Origin of the sequence: Streptococcus sp. A12 (assembly GCF_905372335.1) — a bacterium.
In the GTDB taxonomy this organism is placed as follows: domain Bacteria; phylum Bacillota; class Bacilli; order Lactobacillales; family Streptococcaceae; genus Streptococcus.
In genome coordinates, this window is sequence record NZ_CAJPOU010000011.1 from 23101 (window position 1) to 42962 (window position 19862).

Annotated in this window: 17 protein-coding genes; 3 read left to right on the plus strand and 14 right to left on the minus strand. The window is 41.7% G+C overall.

What is annotated here, in order from left to right; translation table 11 throughout:
• Positions 1-12 precede the first annotated feature (12 nt).
• From QZ158_RS02725 to QZ158_RS02785, 13 genes are all read right to left on the minus strand, one after another.
• On the minus strand, positions 13-1527 hold the full coding sequence (locus QZ158_RS02725) for a YfcC family protein (protein WP_293874509.1): 1515 nt from the start codon (positions 1525-1527) through the stop codon (positions 13-15).
• 204 nt (positions 1528-1731) lie between these two features.
• A complete protein-coding gene (arcC, locus tag QZ158_RS02730) occupies positions 1732-2676 on the minus strand; it encodes a carbamate kinase (protein ID WP_293874511.1) in 945 nt (314 codons plus the stop codon).
• An 85-nt stretch (positions 2677-2761) separates the two neighbouring features.
• The gene (gene argF / locus QZ158_RS02735; protein WP_023022690.1) at positions 2762-3778 is read right to left on the minus strand and encodes an ornithine carbamoyltransferase; all 1017 of its coding nucleotides are present in this window, start codon (positions 3776-3778) and stop codon (positions 2762-2764) included.
• A gap of 95 nt (positions 3779-3873) precedes the next feature.
• Entirely contained in the window at positions 3874-5103 is a 1230-nt protein-coding gene (arcA, locus tag QZ158_RS02740; RefSeq protein ID WP_009732527.1) for an arginine deiminase, read from the minus strand.
• 265 nt (positions 5104-5368) lie between these two features.
• Positions 5369-6055 (minus strand): Crp/Fnr family transcriptional regulator, encoded by a 687-nt coding sequence (locus QZ158_RS02745; RefSeq protein ID WP_293874523.1) that lies wholly within the window; start codon positions 6053-6055, stop codon positions 5369-5371.
• Between the two features lie 142 nt (positions 6056-6197).
• On the minus strand, positions 6198-7250 hold the full coding sequence (locus QZ158_RS02750) for a serine hydrolase (RefSeq protein WP_293874526.1): 1053 nt from the start codon (positions 7248-7250) through the stop codon (positions 6198-6200).
• Positions 7251-7392: 142 nt separating this feature from the next.
• Positions 7393-8865, minus strand: coding sequence for a helicase HerA-like domain-containing protein (locus QZ158_RS02755; RefSeq protein WP_293874529.1), 1473 nt, complete (start codon positions 8863-8865; stop codon positions 7393-7395).
• 254 nt (positions 8866-9119) lie between these two features.
• Entirely contained in the window at positions 9120-9725 is a 606-nt protein-coding gene (gene sodA / locus QZ158_RS02760) for a superoxide dismutase SodA (protein ID WP_261073674.1), read from the minus strand.
• A 71-nt stretch (positions 9726-9796) separates the two neighbouring features.
• Positions 9797-10834, minus strand: a complete 1038-nt coding sequence (gene holA / locus QZ158_RS02765) for a DNA polymerase III subunit delta (protein WP_293874541.1) — start codon at positions 10832-10834, stop codon at positions 9797-9799.
• Positions 10812-11477: a DUF805 domain-containing protein gene (locus QZ158_RS02770; RefSeq protein WP_293874543.1), complete on the minus strand. Its 666-nt coding sequence runs from the start codon at positions 11475-11477 to the stop codon at positions 10812-10814. The genes holA and QZ158_RS02770 overlap by 23 nt, the downstream gene beginning before the upstream one ends.
• A gap of 62 nt (positions 11478-11539) precedes the next feature.
• Positions 11540-13780: a DNA internalization-related competence protein ComEC/Rec2 gene (locus QZ158_RS02775; RefSeq protein ID WP_293874545.1), complete on the minus strand. Its 2241-nt coding sequence runs from the start codon at positions 13778-13780 to the stop codon at positions 11540-11542.
• Complete coding sequence (locus tag QZ158_RS02780; protein ID WP_293874547.1) at positions 13764-14441, minus strand: helix-hairpin-helix domain-containing protein; 678 nt, start codon at positions 14439-14441, stop codon at positions 13764-13766. The genes QZ158_RS02775 and QZ158_RS02780 overlap by 17 nt, the downstream gene beginning before the upstream one ends.
• A gap of 102 nt (positions 14442-14543) precedes the next feature.
• A complete protein-coding gene (locus QZ158_RS02785) occupies positions 14544-15287 on the minus strand; it encodes a 1-acyl-sn-glycerol-3-phosphate acyltransferase (protein ID WP_125329633.1) in 744 nt (247 codons plus the stop codon).
• A 137-nt stretch (positions 15288-15424) separates the two neighbouring features.
• Between QZ158_RS02785 and QZ158_RS02790 the strand changes: the two genes are divergently transcribed.
• From QZ158_RS02790 to QZ158_RS02800, 3 genes are all read left to right on the plus strand, one after another.
• A complete protein-coding gene (locus QZ158_RS02790) occupies positions 15425-17764 on the plus strand; it encodes a cation-translocating P-type ATPase (RefSeq protein WP_293874552.1) in 2340 nt (779 codons plus the stop codon).
• Positions 17765-17862: 98 nt separating this feature from the next.
• Positions 17863-18609, plus strand: a complete 747-nt coding sequence (locus QZ158_RS02795) for a tRNA1(Val) (adenine(37)-N6)-methyltransferase (RefSeq protein WP_048789615.1) — start codon at positions 17863-17865, stop codon at positions 18607-18609.
• The gene (locus tag QZ158_RS02800) at positions 18599-18883 is read left to right on the plus strand and encodes a GIY-YIG nuclease family protein (RefSeq protein ID WP_123160071.1); all 285 of its coding nucleotides are present in this window, start codon (positions 18599-18601) and stop codon (positions 18881-18883) included. The genes QZ158_RS02795 and QZ158_RS02800 overlap by 11 nt, the downstream gene beginning before the upstream one ends.
• Positions 18884-18947: 64 nt before the next feature.
• Here QZ158_RS02800 and QZ158_RS02805 read toward each other — a convergent pair whose 3' ends face one another.
• On the minus strand, positions 18948-19586 hold the full coding sequence (locus QZ158_RS02805) for a GNAT family N-acetyltransferase (protein ID WP_293874555.1): 639 nt from the start codon (positions 19584-19586) through the stop codon (positions 18948-18950).
• Positions 19587-19862 lie beyond the last annotated feature (276 nt).

Sequence of the window (19862 nt, forward strand, 5' to 3'; positions counted from 1 at the left end):
CCTCTTTACTTCTTATAGGAATGGAACGAAAGTTCCGAGAAGAAGGAGGGCAATGGTGATCACAATAACGGCAACAACAAGTTTTGCCATGAATTTCCACCAAGTTGCAATGTTGATACGTCCAAGAGCAAGAGCTCCCATTACGATACCAGAAGTTGGAGCGATCAAGTTCAAGACACCAGATGCAGATTGGTAGGCAGTGATAATCAAGCTAGGACGTACATTGACGAATTCTCCCAATGGAGCCATGATACCCATTGTCGCACTGGCAAGACCAGATGAAGATGGGATCAAGAATGACATTGGCAAGTAGAAGATATAAGTCAAGACGATGAAGACTTGAGAAGATAGACCACTGAGTCCTTGTTTACCCCAGTTAAGGATCGTATCTGTAATCATACCATTGTTCATGATAACTTGGATACCACGAGCGATCGCTACGATCAAGGCTACGCTGAGCAAGTCAGCTGCACCAGTCATAAAGGAAGAAATGATTTGTTCTTCTTTCAATCCGTAGACAATACCAATCAAGATACCCATAAAGGCAAAGAGCATTGCTCCTTCAGGGAAGTACCAAGTACCTAGGGCTGCAGTTGAGCCACCAACAATCTTACCAACAACTGGAAGACTAGTTAACCAAGTATTAAAGTCACTGAAAATAGTAACATGGAGATCTTTCCAAGGAATGAAACTCAAGACCATCAAAACAAAGGTCAATACAAAGAGTACAAAGACTTGTTTTTGTTTCTTTGAAAGAGTTGAATTAACATTTTCTTCATCTTCACCAACATTGAAGAATTTCATATCTTCTTCACGAGTTGCATAAGTGAGGGATTTAGTTGGATCTTTTTGAATCTTATCTGCATACTTGTATACAAACCAAGTGCTAAGACCAGTCAAGACAACCCAGAAGATCAAACGAAGGATGATCCCTTCACCAAGACCAACACCTGCAGTTGAAGATGCGATACCTGTCGCGAATGGGTTCAAGGTAGATGCCAAACATCCAATCTGTGAACCGAGCAAGATAATGGCTACCCCAGTCAAGCTATCAAATCCAACGGCCATCATAACTGGCACAAGGAGAGGATAGAAGGCCATGGTTTCTTCACCCATACCATAAGTTGTACCACCAAGGGCAAACAAAGGCATAAGCACCAAAATCAACATTTTTTCGCGACCCTTGTATTTCTTCACGATAGAAGCAATACCAGTGTCTAGCATACCAGTTTCATTGACTACACCAAGGAAACCACCAACCATCAAGATGAAGAAGGCTACGTCGATCGCTGCACTAGTTCCTTTAATCAAAGATCCTTCTTCAGGAGTCGTTCCTAGCATAGCACGAATCGGTGCCATCAATACATCCCAGATACCTTGAGGGTTTTGAGGTTGTGATTTATAAACACCATCGACAAAAGCCCCTGCTGGGATAATCCAAGTCATCACTGCCATAATGGCAATGATGATTAACAATACGGTATAAGATGAAGGCATCTTAAACCCTTTTTTCGCTTTTTCACTCATTTGTTTATCCTCCTAACGCAACAAAATTTGAGTGAGTCTTTCAAAAGATTAAACTTTTAGAAAGCGCTTACCTATATGTTAATTTTACCATATTTAAGATTAAAAAACTAGTTTTTCCTAATCTTTTTTAGAAAAAAAGAGGGGAGGAACTTTGTACAAACTCCTGTAAATATGGGATTCACTCCCCTCACTCATGTATATGAATTAGTCTTTTACGATAATCGTTCCACTTTCAGACTCAATCAAAGCGCCAAGGTTTTCAAGTGAAGTGATGACTGCTTTTCCTTCTGGACGACCGTTTACAAAGGCGATGGCAGCTTCTACTTTAGGAAGCATGCTTCCTGGTGCAAATTGATCTTGTTTGATGTACTCTTCCAATTGAGCGACATTGACATGTTCCAATTTTTCCTGGTCTGGTTTGTTGTAGTTTACAAAAACATAGTCTACACCAGTCAAAACGATGAAGAGGTCTGCTTCTACTAATTCAGCCAAACGTTGAGATGCAAAGTCTTTATCGATAACGGCTTCAACACCAGTCAAGCTACCATTTGCTTCTTTCACAACTGGGATACCGCCACCACCAGCAGCAACCACGACTTGACCGTCGTTCAACAAAGTACGGATGGTATTGATTTCTTTGATATCCACTGGTTTTGGTGAAGCAACAACTTTACGCCAGCCACGACCAGCATCTTCTTTAAAGGTTGCTCCAGATTTTTCAGCTTCTGCTTTTGCTTCTTCTTCTGAGTAGAAAGGACCGATTGGTTTGCTGAGGTTGACGAAGGCTGGGTCGTTCTTATCGACAACGACTTGTGTCACAACGGAAGCCACATCTTTTTCAATTCCTTCTTCAAGAAGAGCATTTTGAAGAGCGTTTTGAAGCCAGAAACCAATGCTTCCTTCAGTCATTGCAACCAATGAATCCAATGGGAAAGCTGGGTTCTTTTCAGAATTAGCTGCCAAGTGTTGGAGCAAGAGGTTTCCTACTTGAGGACCATTTCCGTGAGTGATGATCAAGTCATCCCCATTTTTGATTAATTTTACTAAGTGTTTTGCTGTTTCTACAAGTGCTTCTTGTTGAGCTTTTGCAGAAGGATCAGATGAAAGGATGGCGTTTCCTCCCAAAGCAACGACGATTTTTCTTGACATAGGTTTTCCCTTTCTATAAAAAATAGGGGCAGGACTAAAGCTAGCAGTCCAGCCCCTATAGCTGTTGGTATACGGTTATAAAGTCTTAAACTTTTGGAATGTACAAGTTACCAAGAGTAGCTGCCATCACCGCTTTGATGGTGTGCATACGGTTTTCAGCTTGGTCAAAGTGACGAGCATATTTGCTACGGAACACTTCGTCAGTAACTTCCATTTCTTCTACGCCGAATTTTTCAGCAACATCTTTACCATAAACAGTGTTTGTGTCGTGGAAAGCTGGCAAGCAGTGCAAGAAGATCAAATCTTCGTTATCAGCTTTCTTAACCAATTCCATGTTTACTTGGTAAGGTTTCAAAAGGGCAACGCGTTCTGCAAATTTGTCTTCTTCACCCATAGATACCCAAACGTCAGTGTAAAGTACATCAGCACCTTTCACAGCTTCGTCAGCATCTTCAGTGATTAAGATATGAGCGCCACTTTCTTTTGCGAATCCTTCTGCCAATTCAACAATTTCTTGCTCTGGGAAGAGTTCTTTTGGTGAGAAGATGTGTACGTTCACACCAAGGATAGCACCTGTTACAAGAAGGCTGTTTGCAACGTTGTTACGTCCGTCACCACAGTACACAAGTGTCAAACCTTCAAGGCGTCCAAAGTTTTCTTGAACAGTCAAGTAGTCTGCAAGCATTTGAGTTGGGTGCCATTCGTCAGTCAAACCATTCCATACTGGAACACCTGAGAATTCAGCCAATTCTTCAACCATACGTTGGCTGAAACCACGGAATTCAATACCGTCAAACATACGTCCAAGAACTTTAGCAGTATCTTCTGTAGATTCTTTTTTACCGAGTTGGATGTCGTTTGCACCAAGGTATTCTGGGTGAGCACCAAGGTCGATGGCTGCAGTAGTGAAGGCAGCACGAGTACGAGTTGAAGTTTTTTCAAACAAAAGCGCAATGTTTTTACCAGCTAGGTAGTGGTGTTGGATGTTGCGTTTTTTAAGATCTTTCAAGTGAGCTGAAAGTCCGATAAGGTATTCTAACTCTGCACGTGTAAAGTCTTTTTCTGCTAAAAAGCTACGTCCTTGGAATACTGAAGTTGTCATTAATTATCTCCTTTTATTATGCTTGATTGGATCCTGTCAACCAGTTTAGAGGGCTCAGTTTAGACACTGAGCCCGTCTAACCTGTAGAAGGATGATTAGATTTCTTCACGTTCGAATGGCATTGACATACAACGAGGTCCACCACGACCGCGAACCAATTCACTTCCGCGGATCTTGATCAAACGAAGTCCGTATTCTTCTAATTTCTTGTTGGTTACAGTGTTACGGTCGTATACGACTACCACACCAGGTGCGATTGTAAGAGTATTTGATCCGTCGTTCCATTGTTCACGCGCAGCAGCAACGATGTTGCCATCTCCACATGGAATCAAAGTAACTTTTTCAACACCAAGGTTTTCAGCAAGTAATTCAGCCAAATCACCTTTTTCTTCAACGATCTTCAATTGTTCGTTTTCATAAGTTACAGAGAAGACGCGAAGGTTGCCTTGGATTTCTGGGTGGATTGTGAATTTATCGTAGTCCACCATTGTGAATACTGTATCCAAGTGCATGAATTTACGGTTGTTAGCAAATTCGAAGGCCAATACTTTCTTGAAGCCAACGTTCTTCTTGAAGATGTTTACCAACAATTTTTCGATTGATGCAGCATCTGTACGTTGTGAGATACCAACTGCCAAGACATCTTTAGAAAGTACCAACTCATCTCCACCTTCGATACGAGTATCTTCTTCACGGTTGTAGACAAGTTCAACTTTTCCACCATAAACTGGGTGGTATTTGAAGATGTATTTACCATACAAAGTTTCACGGTTACGTGTATCTGCGTACATGTGGTTCAATGATACTGCATTACCAATTGTAGCAAATGGGTCACGTGTGAAGTACAAGTTTGGCATTGGGTCGATGGCAAATGGATAGTCAGATTCAACAAGGTCTGTCAATCCTTTTGCTTCTTCAGGAATTTCTGGAAGTTCAGCTTTTTGAACCCCTGCCATTGTTTTTTCAACCAATTCTTGGTTGTCTTCAATGCTGTGAAGCAATTCACGGATCGCAACTTTTGTTTGGCGTCCACGAATGTTTGCTTCTTCAAGGTATTCTTCGATGAACTGATCGCGAATTTCTGGAGAAGTCAATGACTCAGCAGCCAACTGTTCAAGATAAAGTACTTCGATACCTTCGTTACGAAGTGCTTCAGCAAATGCGTCGTGTTCTTTTTGAGCATCTTCCAAGAATGGAATATCATCAAAAAGAAGACGTTCAAGATAGTCAGGCATCAAGTTTTCCAACTCTTTACCTGGACGGTGCAAACAAACTTTTTTCAGTTTTCCAATTTCTGAGAAAACATGAATTGGGTGTGTAGACATCTATAGTCCTCCTTTTTTCTTGCGGTTTAGCATAGCTAATCCCGTTTACAGGTTTAATTTTACCACCGATTGGTATCGCTTTCACAACCAATCTTCCATTACGAATGCCAAGAATCTGACGTTTTTTTAAATATCACCCTCATTTTATGAAATATGAACCGCTTTCTTTGGATATTTTATTATATATATTTTTTTTGCGGGTAAATATTTTTTATTTAAATTGAAGAACTTTTATCGTTTTTGACAGAAAATAAAAGAAGCCCTACTAAGCTTCTTCAAAACTATCTAAAAAGAATGGAAGATCGAGAAAGGTCAATTTCTTATGTTTGTACTCGATTCGCTCCTCTTCTAGGAGCTTCTTTAATACTTGATTGACCGTTTCTCTCGTCGTTGCAGCTAATCTGGCCAACTCTTTCATACTCATCGGAAAAGGAATGGTTGGACCAAACTTTTGATAATCCTTACAGAGTAGAGCTAAGGATTGGATCACACGATCACTGGCACTGGCTGCAACCACATTGCGAAGTCGCAACTCCTGAAATTCCAATATTTTTGAAAGTTTTCTCGTTATAAAGAGAACTTGTTCCATACTGGACTGGACAATTTCCTCATAAAGCTGAACAGGAATACTGAAGTATTTAACGGTTGTCATGGAAGTGGCTGTATAGTGATAATTGGAATCTGTAAACATACCACCGTATGGGAAGACGGCTCCTTCTTTAATGTAATCCATATACGAGAAGGTATCTGAAGAGTCAAACTCCTCAATACGGACATAGCCTTCCACCACTAAAAAAATTCGATCGCGCTTATCACCGGCAAAAAATAGGATCTGTCCCTTTGGGATTTCTCTATAATGGATTTCGACAGCTAATTTATCAAATTTTTCAACTGGAATCTCAGAGAAAGCTGGATGGGAGCGAATCAACTGATAATCTTCTTTTGTAATCATTTCTATTCTTTCTTTAGGTTCTTTAGTTATTCTATCATATTTATTCACTGACCTCAAAGAATGTCCCCAAGATTTAACCATGAAACAATATTTTCCATAGAAAAAACCTTCCCAAAGCTGTTTTGGGAAAGCTTCTAAATCATTAATTGACATTTACACGGTGCCATTCATTGATCACATAGCAGAGTTGACCAAGTAAATGAAGGCCGTAACCACTGATCTCCGTACTTTCTGGAGTTGTTCCCCCTAGACCAGCTGTAAAAATCGAGATGAGGTAAGGTGTTTGTTCGTAAACGATGGCTTCGACATTGAGTGCTTCCGCTACATAACCAGGTTTTTGCTGAATGACTAAATCTGGTAAATACCGTTTGTAGTATTCATTCGGGAAGGACTCTCCGATTAATTCTAGCAAGGTCGCATATTTTTCTTTATGATTCCATAGATAGTCCAAGACTTGAATATAGTAATCAGAAGTCGTTTTGTTTTCAGGACTAATTGTTTTTATTTCTGCACGGGATTTTCCATACTTTTCATACTTCCCGTAGACATTATCCATACCACCAAAGCGGTCGGCCAAGGCATATGCTGGCGTATTTTCTGAATAGACAAGAGAATATCGCTGCATATCTGGAATCGTCATAGCTCCACCAAAGGCAGCTACATAATTATCATGCTCCTCAAGGTACTCGTAGTAAGTATTGGTAATATCAAATTCATCCGTTAAGTTTAACTTCCCTGCATCGACTTCATCCACGACTAACATATTTAGGGGTAGTTTATAGGTACTTCCAGCTCTCATCGGCTGCAACTCATTCATCGAAAATTGTTGGCCTGTCGCAGGATTTTTGTAGGTAAAGGTAATTTGGGAAGGATCAACACCATATTCAGCCATGTAGTCTTGTACAACTTCTACCATGCCTTTATTGGCATAATCATAGACAAGACCCAAATTCTCCATGGTTTCACGATCTTGATCCATGACAGCTTGTTTTTCCTCAGGAGTTTTGACACGAGGAGGTTGGAGGGGTTGCTTCTCTTCCTTGGAGTCCACTGCTTGAGCCGTCGTTCCCTCTTGAGCAAGTGGTGAGGCTGGAGCCTGATGAAGATGGAGGTAAGTTAAAGCTCCAACTCCTCCTATACATAGTAAAATTCCCAACACAATCATGATCGATCGAACATTAAATATTTTTTTCATATGAAGTTAATTATAAAAGATTCTCTTTAAAATAACAAGGTGTTTCCGGATCAGAAAACGATTTCTTCTAGAAGAAATTTTTTAGCGATTTTCAGATCAATCCTTCTTCATTTTCCTAATAGTCCATCCCCTTTTGACTGTCTTATTTCCTCTTAAAGGATCCCATGATCAATTTTGCCACTTCACGCGCAATGGTACGGAACAAGGAACTGATAAAGGAATCTTTGGCCTTTTCTAAACTAGATTTCCGCGGACGGCCCGGACTCCGTTTTTGACTGGCCTTCTCTTCTGCAACTCTTGCTTTATCTTCCTCTTCCCGCTCCTTTTCCTTCTCTTCTCTAGCAGATTTTTCAGTCAATTTTTCATAAGCTGATTCATTGTCTACTCGAACAGCATATTTTTGATGGAAAGGAGAGCTGGTAATCAAGGCCAACTGTTCACTCTCGTTTAACAAATCAAAGCTCGATTGTGGAGACAAAATATAAGAACGTTCCACCACACTTGGTTGCCCCTTTTCATTTAGGAAGGAAACTAGAGCTTCCCCTGTTCCCAACTCCGTCAAGACAGTTTCCGTATCAAATTCTGGGTTTGGCCGGAAACTTTGTGCAGCAACCTTGATGGCCTTCATTTCCTTTGGTGTATAGGCTCGCAAAGCATGTTGAACACGATTCCCGAGCTGAGCTAAGACAGACTCAGGAAGATCTTGAGGATTCTGCGTAATAAAGTAGATCCCTACTCCTTTAGACCGGATGAGGCGAACGACTTGCTCAACTTTTTCAAGGAAGAGCTTGCTCGCATCATTAAACAAGAGGTGAGCTTCATCAAAGAAGAAGACAAATTTCGGTTTTTCTAGATCTCCAACTTCTGGTAAGGTCTCGAACAGACGAGACAACAACCAGATCAGGAAGGTTGAATAGAGCTTAGGGGAGTTGAAAAGACGAGTCGCTGATAGAATGTTGATGTAGCCTCGTCCACTGCTGTCCAATTGCATAAAATCTTGAAGATCCAAGGCTGGCTCTCCGAAGAATTGATCTGCCCCCTCTTGCTCTAGCACTAACAAGCTTCGTTGAATAGCTCCTACTGATTGTTTACTGATATTGCCGTATTGAGCGGAATAATCTGAGGCATGATCATATACTTCCTTCAAAAGACTCTGCAAATCCTTCAGATCAATCAAAGGCCAATTTTTTTCTTTGGCCAATTTAAAGACGATGGCCAAAATCCCTGTTTGTGTTTCGTTGAGGTCCAACAAGCGAGCTAGCAAAAGAGAGCCCATTCCTTCAATCGTTGCACGGACTGGATGGCCTGCTTGACCAAAGACATCCCATAGGCGAACTGGAAAAGCTTGAGGTTCAAAAGGATCTGTAATACCAAGTAGTTTATAGCGCTCTTCCATCTTTGGCGTCCATTGTCCTGCTTTGGCAAGACCTGAAAGATCTCCCTTGATATCTGCTAGAAACACCGGAATCCCTTGCTGACTTAATTTTTCAGTTATGACTTTTAGGGTAACGGTTTTCCCTGTACCAGTAGCTCCTGCAATTAACCCGTGGCGGTTGATCATTTTTAGATAAAGTGGCGTATCCACTGCTCCTTTTGTAATCGTAATACTTGTCATTTTCATTCTCCCTTTTGTTGAGGTACAGTTTTTTTTCAAAAAAAGTGACACGGCTTCTTCCTTATGTAGGAAGCCTTTCTCCTCACTTTCACATACTCTTCTAGTGTATCATTTTCAGGTATAAACGCAAGAAATATCCCTCCTAAAATGGGGGTTTCATTTGAGACTATGTTGAGCAATTCGAAAAATAAAAAGCCTGAATCGAGGGCTCCTTTAAGTGACCTCTTGATTCAAACTTTTTTTATTATGAAAGCTTATTTAGCTGTTGCATATAGCTCGTCTACTTTGTTCCAGTTAATCACTGAGAAGAAAGCTTTGATGTAGTCAGGACGCACGTTGCGGTATTTCACGTAGTAAGCATGTTCCCAAACGTCCAAGCCCAAGATTGGTTTTTTACCTTCTGAGATTGGTGTATCTTGGTTTGCTGTTGAAGTCACTTCAAGTTTACCTTCTTTGTTAACAACCAACCATGCCCATCCAGAACCGAAACGAGTTGTTGCTGCTGCAGTAAATGCTGCTTGGAATTCTTCGAATGAACCAAATGTTGCATCGATTGCTGCTGCAAGTTCTGCTGAAGGAGCTGTCTTTTCAGGAGTCATCAATTCCCAGAAAAGAGCGTGGTTCAAGTGTCCACCACCGTTGTTGATAAGCGCTTGGCGGATATCAGCTGGGATAGATTCTACATCTGCCAACAAAGCTTCAAGGTCTTCACCAATTTCAGGGTGTTTTTCAAGAGCTGCATTTGCATTGTTTACGTAAGTTTGATGGTGTTTATCATGGTGCAAGTGCATTGTTTCAGCATCAATATATGGTTCCAATGCATCGTATGCGTACGGAAGATCTGGTAAAATAATTGCCATGGAAAATACCTCTATTTCTTTATGTATATAAAAATGATAACGCAATCATCTAATTTATTCAACTATTCTGCTTACACAGATGGGTTGGCCAACTTTAGCAAAGTCAAATCAAATAGATAATCTTTCTCATAGGTTCCCGATTTCATTTGGAAATCGGTATTAATCAAAAGACAAATCGCCTGCTCCAAATAGCTTAAAGATATCCCTCTACTATCTCTTAGAGCAAATTTGACTTGATAGGGATTTACTTTTCGACCGGTCAGCTCTGATAGGTCTGAAACGATTTGGGATTCTGTTCGTCCCTCTTGCTTCAACAGCTTGACCTGTGTGTAGATGCGGAACTGACTCAATAAAATGGCCAAAAGCTTGATTTCATCCTCTCCTTGCAGCCGAAGATCCTTGACCAAACTACGGGCGGGATCAATTTGTTTCTTTAGGATCATCTGGATCAGATCAAACAGATTATCCTGGAGCGTCTTTGGAATAGCCTCTTCAATATCTGAGATGGTAATGCTTGAGGATCCCTTATAGTTTTTAAGAAACTCCAAATTTTTCTGAATCTCACTAAAATCAAAGCCAGATTTGATCAAAAGTTGGTCGAAGGCTTGTGAATCAATCGCTAGCCCTAGAGACTTGATCTCTTCTGTGAAATGGGCACGCAACTCCTGTTCCTTTAATTCAGTTGCTTCCAGCAACTGGGCATCCCTTTTTAAGAGCTTGACAATTCTTCGTTTGCTATCCAGTTTTCCTTCCGCAAAGACAATCAAGCGAGTCGTTTCTAAAGGTGCTGATAAGTATCCTTCAAAGGACTGCAATTCATCATCCGTCAGGTATCTTTTTTTTGCGGTCGTCACATCGACAAAATGATCCAAAATCACTATTTTTTCGTCCGCAAAAAATGGAAGGCTAACCAAGTCAAGCTCGACTTCAGAATAAGCTGTTTCCTTCATGTCAAAATAGGAATAGTTCAAATCAGACGAATCGTAGCCAACTTTCTTTAAAAGTTGCTCTTTCATCCACTCAAACTGACCGATGTCATCCCCTGATAAAACCAGGATAGGAGGAAGGTTCTCGGCACTGATTTTTTTAATTGTTTGTAAAGCCTGCATGTTCTGAAGGTACCTCATTCCACTCTCTAAACTGATGCTGGGTCTGTTCCGATTCCATTTTCTTTTCAAGCGGTGCTTTCTCTAGTGGAGTTGGTGGAGCCGAAACAATCTGGGGAATAGATGAAAAACTGTTGGGATCCATCAAATGGGATGGCATACTTGGCGAAGAGACCACTGGATTTGTCGAAGCAAATCCTTGAGAAGCATTCTGGTCCGGTTGTGCAAGTCTAGCACTTGGAAGGACCAGGAGACAAGCCAAGCAGAGCAAACCCGCAAGAGCTAAGACTAGAAAAATGGAAATAGGAGATAAAAGGTAGAGCAAGATAGGGCCTAGAAATAGGAAAATCAACGACCAATGAAAACCTGCATCTCTCAATCGCCGAACGACTACTGCTTGCTGGGGAACAAAAATAAGATAGAGATAAAGGAGAAAAAAGATGCTGAACCAAGCTGAAACGTCCATCCCGGTCAAGGGAATCACGTCTTCCTCTGATTTCGAATTTGAAAAGAGTAAGACCAATTGGTAAATCCAAAATGGACTTGTAAATAGTAAATGCCAGGCTTGGCTAATCCAAAATTCTTTTCTATCTGATCTTCTTGAAAAATCAGCATATTGCGTCCAAAACAACTGTAATGATTTCATACTTGTAACCTCATTTCCTTGACTTTATCATAGCAATTTTCAAGCTAGAAATCAAACAGCTCCTATCGAACGGTTTCAATCTTCCACTGATTCCACCCTCTAAAACGAATCGCTCCTTGCTGGTCTGTACGAAAAACAGTCATTTGTAACTCTTTGAAACGCTCCAAGGTTTCCTGATGAGGGTGCTGATAACGATTTTTTTCGCCTGCAGATATCAGGGCAATTTTTGCTTGTATTTTCTCTAAGAAGGCAGGGTGAGAAGAACCCTTAGAACCATGGTGGCCTGCTTTGAGGACATCTACGCGCAGTTGAGGATAACGGGCTAACAAGGTCTTTTCCCCTTCTTCTTCTAAATCTCCTGTAAAAAGGAAGGACAACCCATAAAAGCGGCCATAAAGAACAATGGAATCGTTATTACTCCCATCTCCTATTTCTACCGGATAGAGGACTTCTGCACTCCCATCAAAGATCGACAATTGATCACCAGCCTCCAACGTTTTTACCGGTAAGTTCAACCGTTTGAGCAAACGGACAAAAGAGGCTTTTTTTAAGCTCCCCTTGGAAATGTTGATTTCCTTTATCCTAACCTTAGTCGCGAGCACTTCCAAATCTCCCATGTGATCTGTGTCAGTATGCGTGAGAATCATATGATCAATCTGGTCAATCCCCCTGCTCTTGAGATAGGGAAGCAGGGTCCGTTCTGCATTGCTAGTAGACCTTCGCTTCTTCCATGCCTCCTTTTGGCCAAAGTCCACTTTTCCTCCTGTATCAATTAGGATGGTTTTCCCACGCCAATCACGTAGTAAAATACTATCACCTTGACCAATATCAATGATGGTAATCTCATTTTCTAAAGGATGCTTCACAAGGGCAAATACAGAGCATACTAAGAGTAGGAACAGGTATCTCCATTTCTTAACCTTTCGCATCTCATAGAGACAAGCTAGCAAGCACAAGAGCAAGATGAAATAGTAAATGCTTGGCTGCCCGAAAACCAAGGATTGACTAGTGAAGCCCGCTAGATACTCCATACTTTTTTCCATCCAGACGAAGAAAGGATTCCAGAAGGTCAAGGGATACAGAAAAGAGAGGAGAAAAACGACACTCAGTCCTGGCAACAACAGAAGGTCAAATAAGAGAGAAAAAATGAAGGTTAGAGGAAGGGACCAGGGTTGGTATTCTCCAAAGAAAAAAATGAGAAAAGGAAGAACCCCTAGTGTTAACACTAGACTCTCCTTGATGACTTTTCGGATTCCCTCCTTCTCCTCTTCAGAAGAGGTTAGCGTCAATACAAAGGCGTAGGCGCAGGATAAGAGACCTCCAGCAGTCAACAAGGAGGATGGTAAAAGAAGGACTAACAAGAGGAGAGTGACCCCCATATTCTCCATTCCTTTGAGCCCAGCCTGGGCCAGGAGTTTCTGTAAGAGGCTTCGAACGACCGAAACCGAAAAGCCTGTCATCCCAGCATAAAGAAGCGAAAACGGATAGAGGAGGTAGGCAACCTTTTCCTGCTCCAGTCCCAAACGTAGAAAAAAGCGTCTAAAGGCTTCTAAGAAAAAGGCAACCTGCATGCCCGACAAGGCAAACAGATGGATAATCCCCAAGTTCGAATATAACTGGCTCATTTCTTCAAACTCTACATCTAAAAAACCAAAAAGCAAGCCCGTCATATAGTGGCTCATGGGCTGGGGAAAATGCTGGTGAACCCATACAAGGGCCTTTCGCCTCCAACTAGACAGTAGCCCTATGAAATCTCTAGGCTCAGCAGGTCTCTTTTCAAGGATGTGATTAATTTTCAAAAGGTGATAGATCCCTTGTGTTTTCAGATAAGCCTGATAATCAAAGCCCATAAAATTACGCTGTTTTGTCGGGGGTTCCAATTCCCCTTTGATCCGTAATTCTAGCCCCTGATCCAGGTGTTTAAAATAGGCTTGTTCTTCCTCTGACTGAAGCTGGTAGAAAACCTGAAAAGTACGGCTACCTGACTTGGCACGAAAGGATAAAGCATCTCCATTCACCTTGATGGTATCCGGTAAAAGCTGAATGACCCTTGGGACCCTATGATCGCTTGACTCTTGTTTTCCCTGTTCGATCCGGAAAGCAAAACAAAGGGCAAAGAGGGAAAGAAACCCTATGAGGCACAGAAATCGTTTGCTATCGTAGCGTCTCCTAAACAAGATGAAGAAGGCCAGAAGGAAGAACGAAGCGAACCAGTGTCCCGTGTATATCCAATAATAGAGAGATAAGACCGGCAGGGTGAGATGAAATGGATGAATGTTGAGACTTCTAATCCACTGTAACATGCTCTTTTAACTTTTCTAGCGTCTTTTGGCCAATCCCAGAAACATTCTTTAGTTCATCAACAGACTGAAATTTTCCTTTTTCCTCTCGATAAGCAATGATATCTTGGGCTCGCTTTTGACCTATCCCAGAAATCGTCTGTAGTTCTGCTTCTGTTGCCGTATTGAGATTGACCTTTCCATCTTTTGACTGCTTTTCGCCACCTGTCGTCCCAGCAGATGCGGACGCAACAGGCGCTACCTCCTCTCCATTCTTAGCAACATAGACGATGGACTCATCCTCCAATTTTTGCGCTAAGTTGACGGATTGGCTGTTGGCTTCGTCTGTCATCCCTCCTGCTTTTTGGACAGCATCATAGACCCGGCTCCCCACTGGAAGTTCGTAGACCCCTTCCTGTCTAACAGCACCCTTCACATCCACCATGATTTTCTCTTGAGAGGAGTCCGTCTTTTCCTCACTCCTCTGCTGAGAGCTAGAAGGGAGGCTGGTGTCTTCCTTAGGAGAAGCCTCCTGATCCACCATTTCTAACTGTGAAATGACAGTTTCCGGTGCTTGTGGAGCTTGCTTGGGCCAAAAGAGAAATATTCCTCCCATCACTAGCCCCACAGCAGCCAAACCTAAAAACAGTTTATATTCCTTGAGCTTCTCAATCCACGTCTCCATAAATACCCCTTTTATTTTTATTATTCGTAAAAAATCGAAGAAATAAAAAAAGAATGTCAAAAATCACATGATTTTTGACATTCTTTTTATCTAGAGTACTGCTTAGTCTTTCCGATGCTTGTCCGGATCCCATACAAAACTAGCGATATAACTAAACAAGAGGGTCAATAGAGCAACAACCAAAACAAATGGCAACAGTAAAAACTTCAACAAACGGATGAGGATAAAAGGTTTCCGGTCATTGCGCAGTGCCTGAGATTCCGCATCTAAGCGATCAAACTCAGCCTGGATTCGTCTTGCAACTTCTTCCACTCCCTCATCATTCATTTTTGCAATATCAGAGATATCAATAGGGTGCCCAAAGTTCATGTCAACCCGTTCACAGGTCGCTAGTCCTTTCAAAGTCATTGGACCCGTATAAGTAACAGGCATAATACGTACCTTGGCCATCTTGGCAATCACGGCAACTCCACCTTTAACATCCTGAGAATGGCGGCTTCCACTTGGAAACATAATCAGGGAACGCTTGCTTTTTTTGAGCATACTCACTGGGTATTTAATCGCTGCTGCACCTGGATTTTCACGGTCAATTGGAAAAGCCCCGCACATACGAATCCACCATCCAAAAATCCGATTAGTAAAGAGTTCCTTCTTAGCCATAAAGATAAATTGCTTGGGTTTGGTCGCAAAGGCCATGTAGACAGGATCCCACCAAGTTCGATGAGGAGCTACGAGAATGTAATTTTCCTCTTGACTCGGAATCAGTTCCTTATGATGGTAATGAGCATTTCCATTCAGAACCCATAAAATAAAGGTCACTAAGCCACGTAAATAGGTATAAAACATGCTTTCTCCTTTGATAATTCTCTTGTTTATCCATTATACCTTATCCTTCTCTTCCCCGCAAATCTTTTCAAAAACTGGATGACTCAACAAACCGACTGCACCTAGTCTTTTTCTTAAAAAAATGATATGATGTTTTTATGGAAATGAATGAATTAAAGGGATTAACCCATGAAGAGGTCCGCAAAAAAATACAGCGTGGCCAAACCAACGAATTTAAAGCGAATACCAGTACCAGTACCTGGCAAATCATCAAGCGCAATGTCTTCACCTTGTTTAATGCTTTAAACTTTGTGATCGCCCTCGCTTTGGTTGCGGTACAAGCCTGGAGCAACCTGGTCTTTTTTGCAGTCATCTGCTTTAATGCCTTATCCGGAATTGCCACAGAGCTCCGCGCTAAACGGATGATTGATAAATTGAATTTGATGAGTAAGGAACTCGTCATTGTCATCCGAGCCGGGGAAGAAGAAACCATTGATCCAGAGAAAATCGTCCTTGGCGACCTGATTAAGCTATCAGCTGGAGGCCAAATTCCGAGTGATGCCATCGTTCAAAAGGGAGTTGCTGAAGCCAATGAAGCCATGCTCACAGGAGAAAGTGACTTGGTTCTCAAGGAAGAGGGAGATGAACTTCTATCCGGAAGCTTCTTAGCGAGTGGTCAGGTCTACGCTCGTGTCAGTCGTGTGGGGGCCAATAACTATGCTAATAAATTAATGGTAGAGGCAAAAACTCTCAAACCCATCAATTCCCGCATTCTCTATAATCTCGCAAAAATCTCTAGTTTTACTGGAAAGATTATTATCCCATTTGGAATTGCTCTCTTCTGTGAAGCCTTTTTGATTAAACTGCTTCCAATGAAAGATTCTGTGATTACCTCTTCCACTGCTCTCTTAGGCATGTTGCCAAAAGGGATTGCCCTTCTGACAGTGACCTCTCTCTTGACAGCCGTGATCAAGTTAGGGATGCGCAAGGTCTTGGTCCAAGAGATGTACTCTGTGGAAACCTTGGCTCGTGTTGATACTCTTTGTTTGGATAAGACAGGAACCATCACCCAAGGAAAAATGACCGTCAAAGGCATTCACTCCCTGTCTGAACACTTTTCTGAAGAAACTATCGAAGTTATTCTCTCTGCCTATATGCAAAATTCTGAGGATAACAACCCAACTGCCCAAGCTATCCGCAAAGCATATGGCGAGTTAGAACACGCTTATACAGCCGAATCAATCATTCCATTTTCAAGTGATCGAAAATGGGGTGCCATGACTCTGAAAAACTTGGGGACCGTTTATTTGGGGGCACCAGAAATGCTCCTCAAAGAAAATCTTCCAGCGGTATTGGAAGCCCAAGCCCATGGATCTCGGGTCTTGATCTTAGCTCGCAGTGTGGAAGCCATCGATATGCATGATTTGACTTTGCCAAGTGATGTAGAAGCGATCGCCGTCATTGAAATCCTCGATCCAATCCGCGAAGGGGCTGCCGAAACCTTGGATTATCTTCGCTCCCAAGATGTGGATCTCAAAATCATCTCTGGTGATAATCCTGTCACTGTTTCTTACATTGCTAAGGAAGCTGGTTTTGAAAGCTACGAAAGTTATATTGACTGTTCTAAGATTGAGGACGATGAGTTGGTGGACCTAGCTGAAAGTACAGCCATTTTTGGACGGGTTTCTCCTCATCAGAAGAAACTCTTGATTCAAACCCTCAAGGCCGCTGGTCGAACCACTGCCATGACAGGGGACGGGGTCAATGATATCCTAGCCTTACGAGAAGCTGACTGCTCCATCGTGATGGCCGAAGGCGATCCTGCAACCCGTCAAATTGCCAATCTCGTCTTGTTAAACTCTGACTTTAATGATGTTCCAGAAATTCTCTTTGAAGGTCGTCGGGTCGTCAATAACATTGGACGAATCGCTCCTATCTTCTTTATTAAGACGATCTACTCCTTCGTTCTGGCGATTATTTGTATCGCAAGTGCCCTTTTATTTGACATCAACTACTTGTTGATCTTCCCATTTATTCCGATTCAGATTACGCTGATTGACCAGTTTGTCGAAGGATTCCCTCCATTTGTCTTAACCTTTGAACGAAACATTAAGCCAGTGGAAAAACACTTCCTCAAACGCTCCTTGCATCTGGCCTTACCAAATGCCTTGATGGTTGTCTTTAGCGTCTTATTTGTTCGTTTATGGGGAGCTCATCATGGCTGGTCTATCCTGGACATGTCTACCCTTTCCTACTACTTGTTAGGATCTATTGGCTTCTTGTCCGTTATTCGAGCTTGCTTGCCACTCAATATCTGGCGAGGTCTCTTAATTATCTTCTCTGTCTGCGGTTTCTATCTCTCTGCCTTTTACTTGAAAGGTCTGATTGAAATCGGAACATTGACAGCTGTGACCTTCCCAGTCTACCTTGCCTTGATGGCTCTCTTTACGGGAATCTTCATCTTGGCGACTATTTATCAAAATTATGAATTTGATTAAACAACTCTTGGATAAGGATGGAACAAAAGTTCTGTCCTTATTTTTTCTTATCCCTTTCTATGCTTTTCCCCGCCCTCTTTTCATGCTATAATAGAGCCATGAACGATATCGAATTAAAAGACGGCGAACGCGTCAACCAACTATTTTCTAGTGATGTAAAAATCATTCAAAACAGAGAGGTTTTTAGCTATTCTATTGATAGTGTCCTTTTGTCACGTTTTCCTAAGTTGCCCAACCGTGGTCTGATTGTCGATCTTTGTGCCGGCAATGGCGCTGTCGGACTCTTCGCTAGCACGCGAACCAAAGCAACCATCGTTGGAGTGGAGATACAAGAAAGACTCGCCGACATGGCAGAGCGTTCCATCCAATTGAATGACCTCTCCGACCGTATGTCCATGATTACCGATGATTTAAAAAATTTGCCCCACCATTTCCCTGGTAGTAAAATCGACCTTATTCTCTGTAATCCTCCCTACTTTAAAGTGGACGAGCATTCCAATTTAAATGAGAGCCCTCATTATTTGCTAGCACGTCACGAGATCACCACCAATTTGGACCAAATTTGTCAAGTGGCCCAACGGACTCTCAAGTCCAATGGCCGACTCGTCATGGTCCATCGTCCGGATCGCTTCTTAGATATCATTGAAACCATGAAACACTACAATCTGGCTCCTAAACGGATTCAATTTGTCTATCCCAAGGTCCATAAAGATGCCAACATGCTTCTCATTGAGGCCATTAAAGATGGATCGCGAGATGGTCTAAAAATTCTGCCTCCACTGTTCATCCATGAGGAAGATGGAAGCTATACGCCGGAGATTCATGAAATTTATTATGGAAACTAAAGCTTATATGTATGTAGTCCAGTGTGCAGATGGGACCCTTTATACTGGCTACACCACCGATATCGAACGCCGTATCAAAACCCACAATGCTGGCAAAGGCGCCAAATATACACGTCCCAGACTTCCTGTGACCTTGATCTACCAAGAGTCTTTCCCCGACAAAAGAGCTGCTATGTCAGCCGAAGCACTCTTTAAACGGAAGAGCCGAGAGGAAAAACTGACCTATATCAAGCATCAACAATCTAAACTAGATCCAGAACAAAAAGACACCTAAATGATCTAACAATCATCTGTTTGCATGCTAAAAGGAGCTCCCAAGAGCTCCTTTTTTTAATCATCTAGGATTCGTCATCAAGGGTCTTCAAAAAGGCCCAATTTCCAACACTTTGTTTTCCATAGTCAAGAACCATAGAATCTAATAGGACGAATTCATTTTTTTCATAGAAAAAGACATTTTGCTGGGTACTGGTAATCAAGCCTAGACGCTTACAACCTTTGGCTTTGACGTAAGGCTCAATCCCGTTTTGGAGAAAATGACTACCAACCCCTTGGCCCTGAACAGTTGGCCTCACAGCAAACATCATTAAATACCAGTCGAAGTTTCCGGATTTTTTCAAATGTTGCTCCGAACGCTCCACCAGGTCCAGATATTTCATCAATTTCCAAGGGCTAATGTAACGGAATAACTTAAAAATTCCATTTAGTAAGTAAGAGACCATCGAGAAATCTTTTTGTTGCAAGAGTCCTACAGCTATAATTTCTCCATCTCGTTCAGCAACTAAGCACGTTTCCCCTTTGATGTAGAGCTTGACTAACAAGGTATGTAATAGCTCAATAAAGGCCGGAAAGTATTCAGACTTTTTTAAATCTTCTTTAATGACGGTTAAAAATGGATAATTCATAAAAGCATCGGCGCAGACTTTTCCAATTAGCTTGTACTCATCTAGCCTTGCTTCTCTATATACGATCCTTTCCATACGGCAACTCCTTCATTCTAATAAAACTATTATACTGTAAAACACTATTATTTTCGATTGTAATGTGAAATTATCACATAAATCCTTACAAATCAGAAGCCATTTGAATAGTGAATGAAAGCTTAATCAGATTTATGGACATTGGGAACCAATTTTTGAAGAATGACGGAACTACTCCTGCATAGAAACAAAAAAAGCTGGGACAAAAGTCCTAGCCTCTAAATTGTCTTTGGATTATCGAGCAAGACGCAGTGGTTGAGTGGGCTCTACTACGCT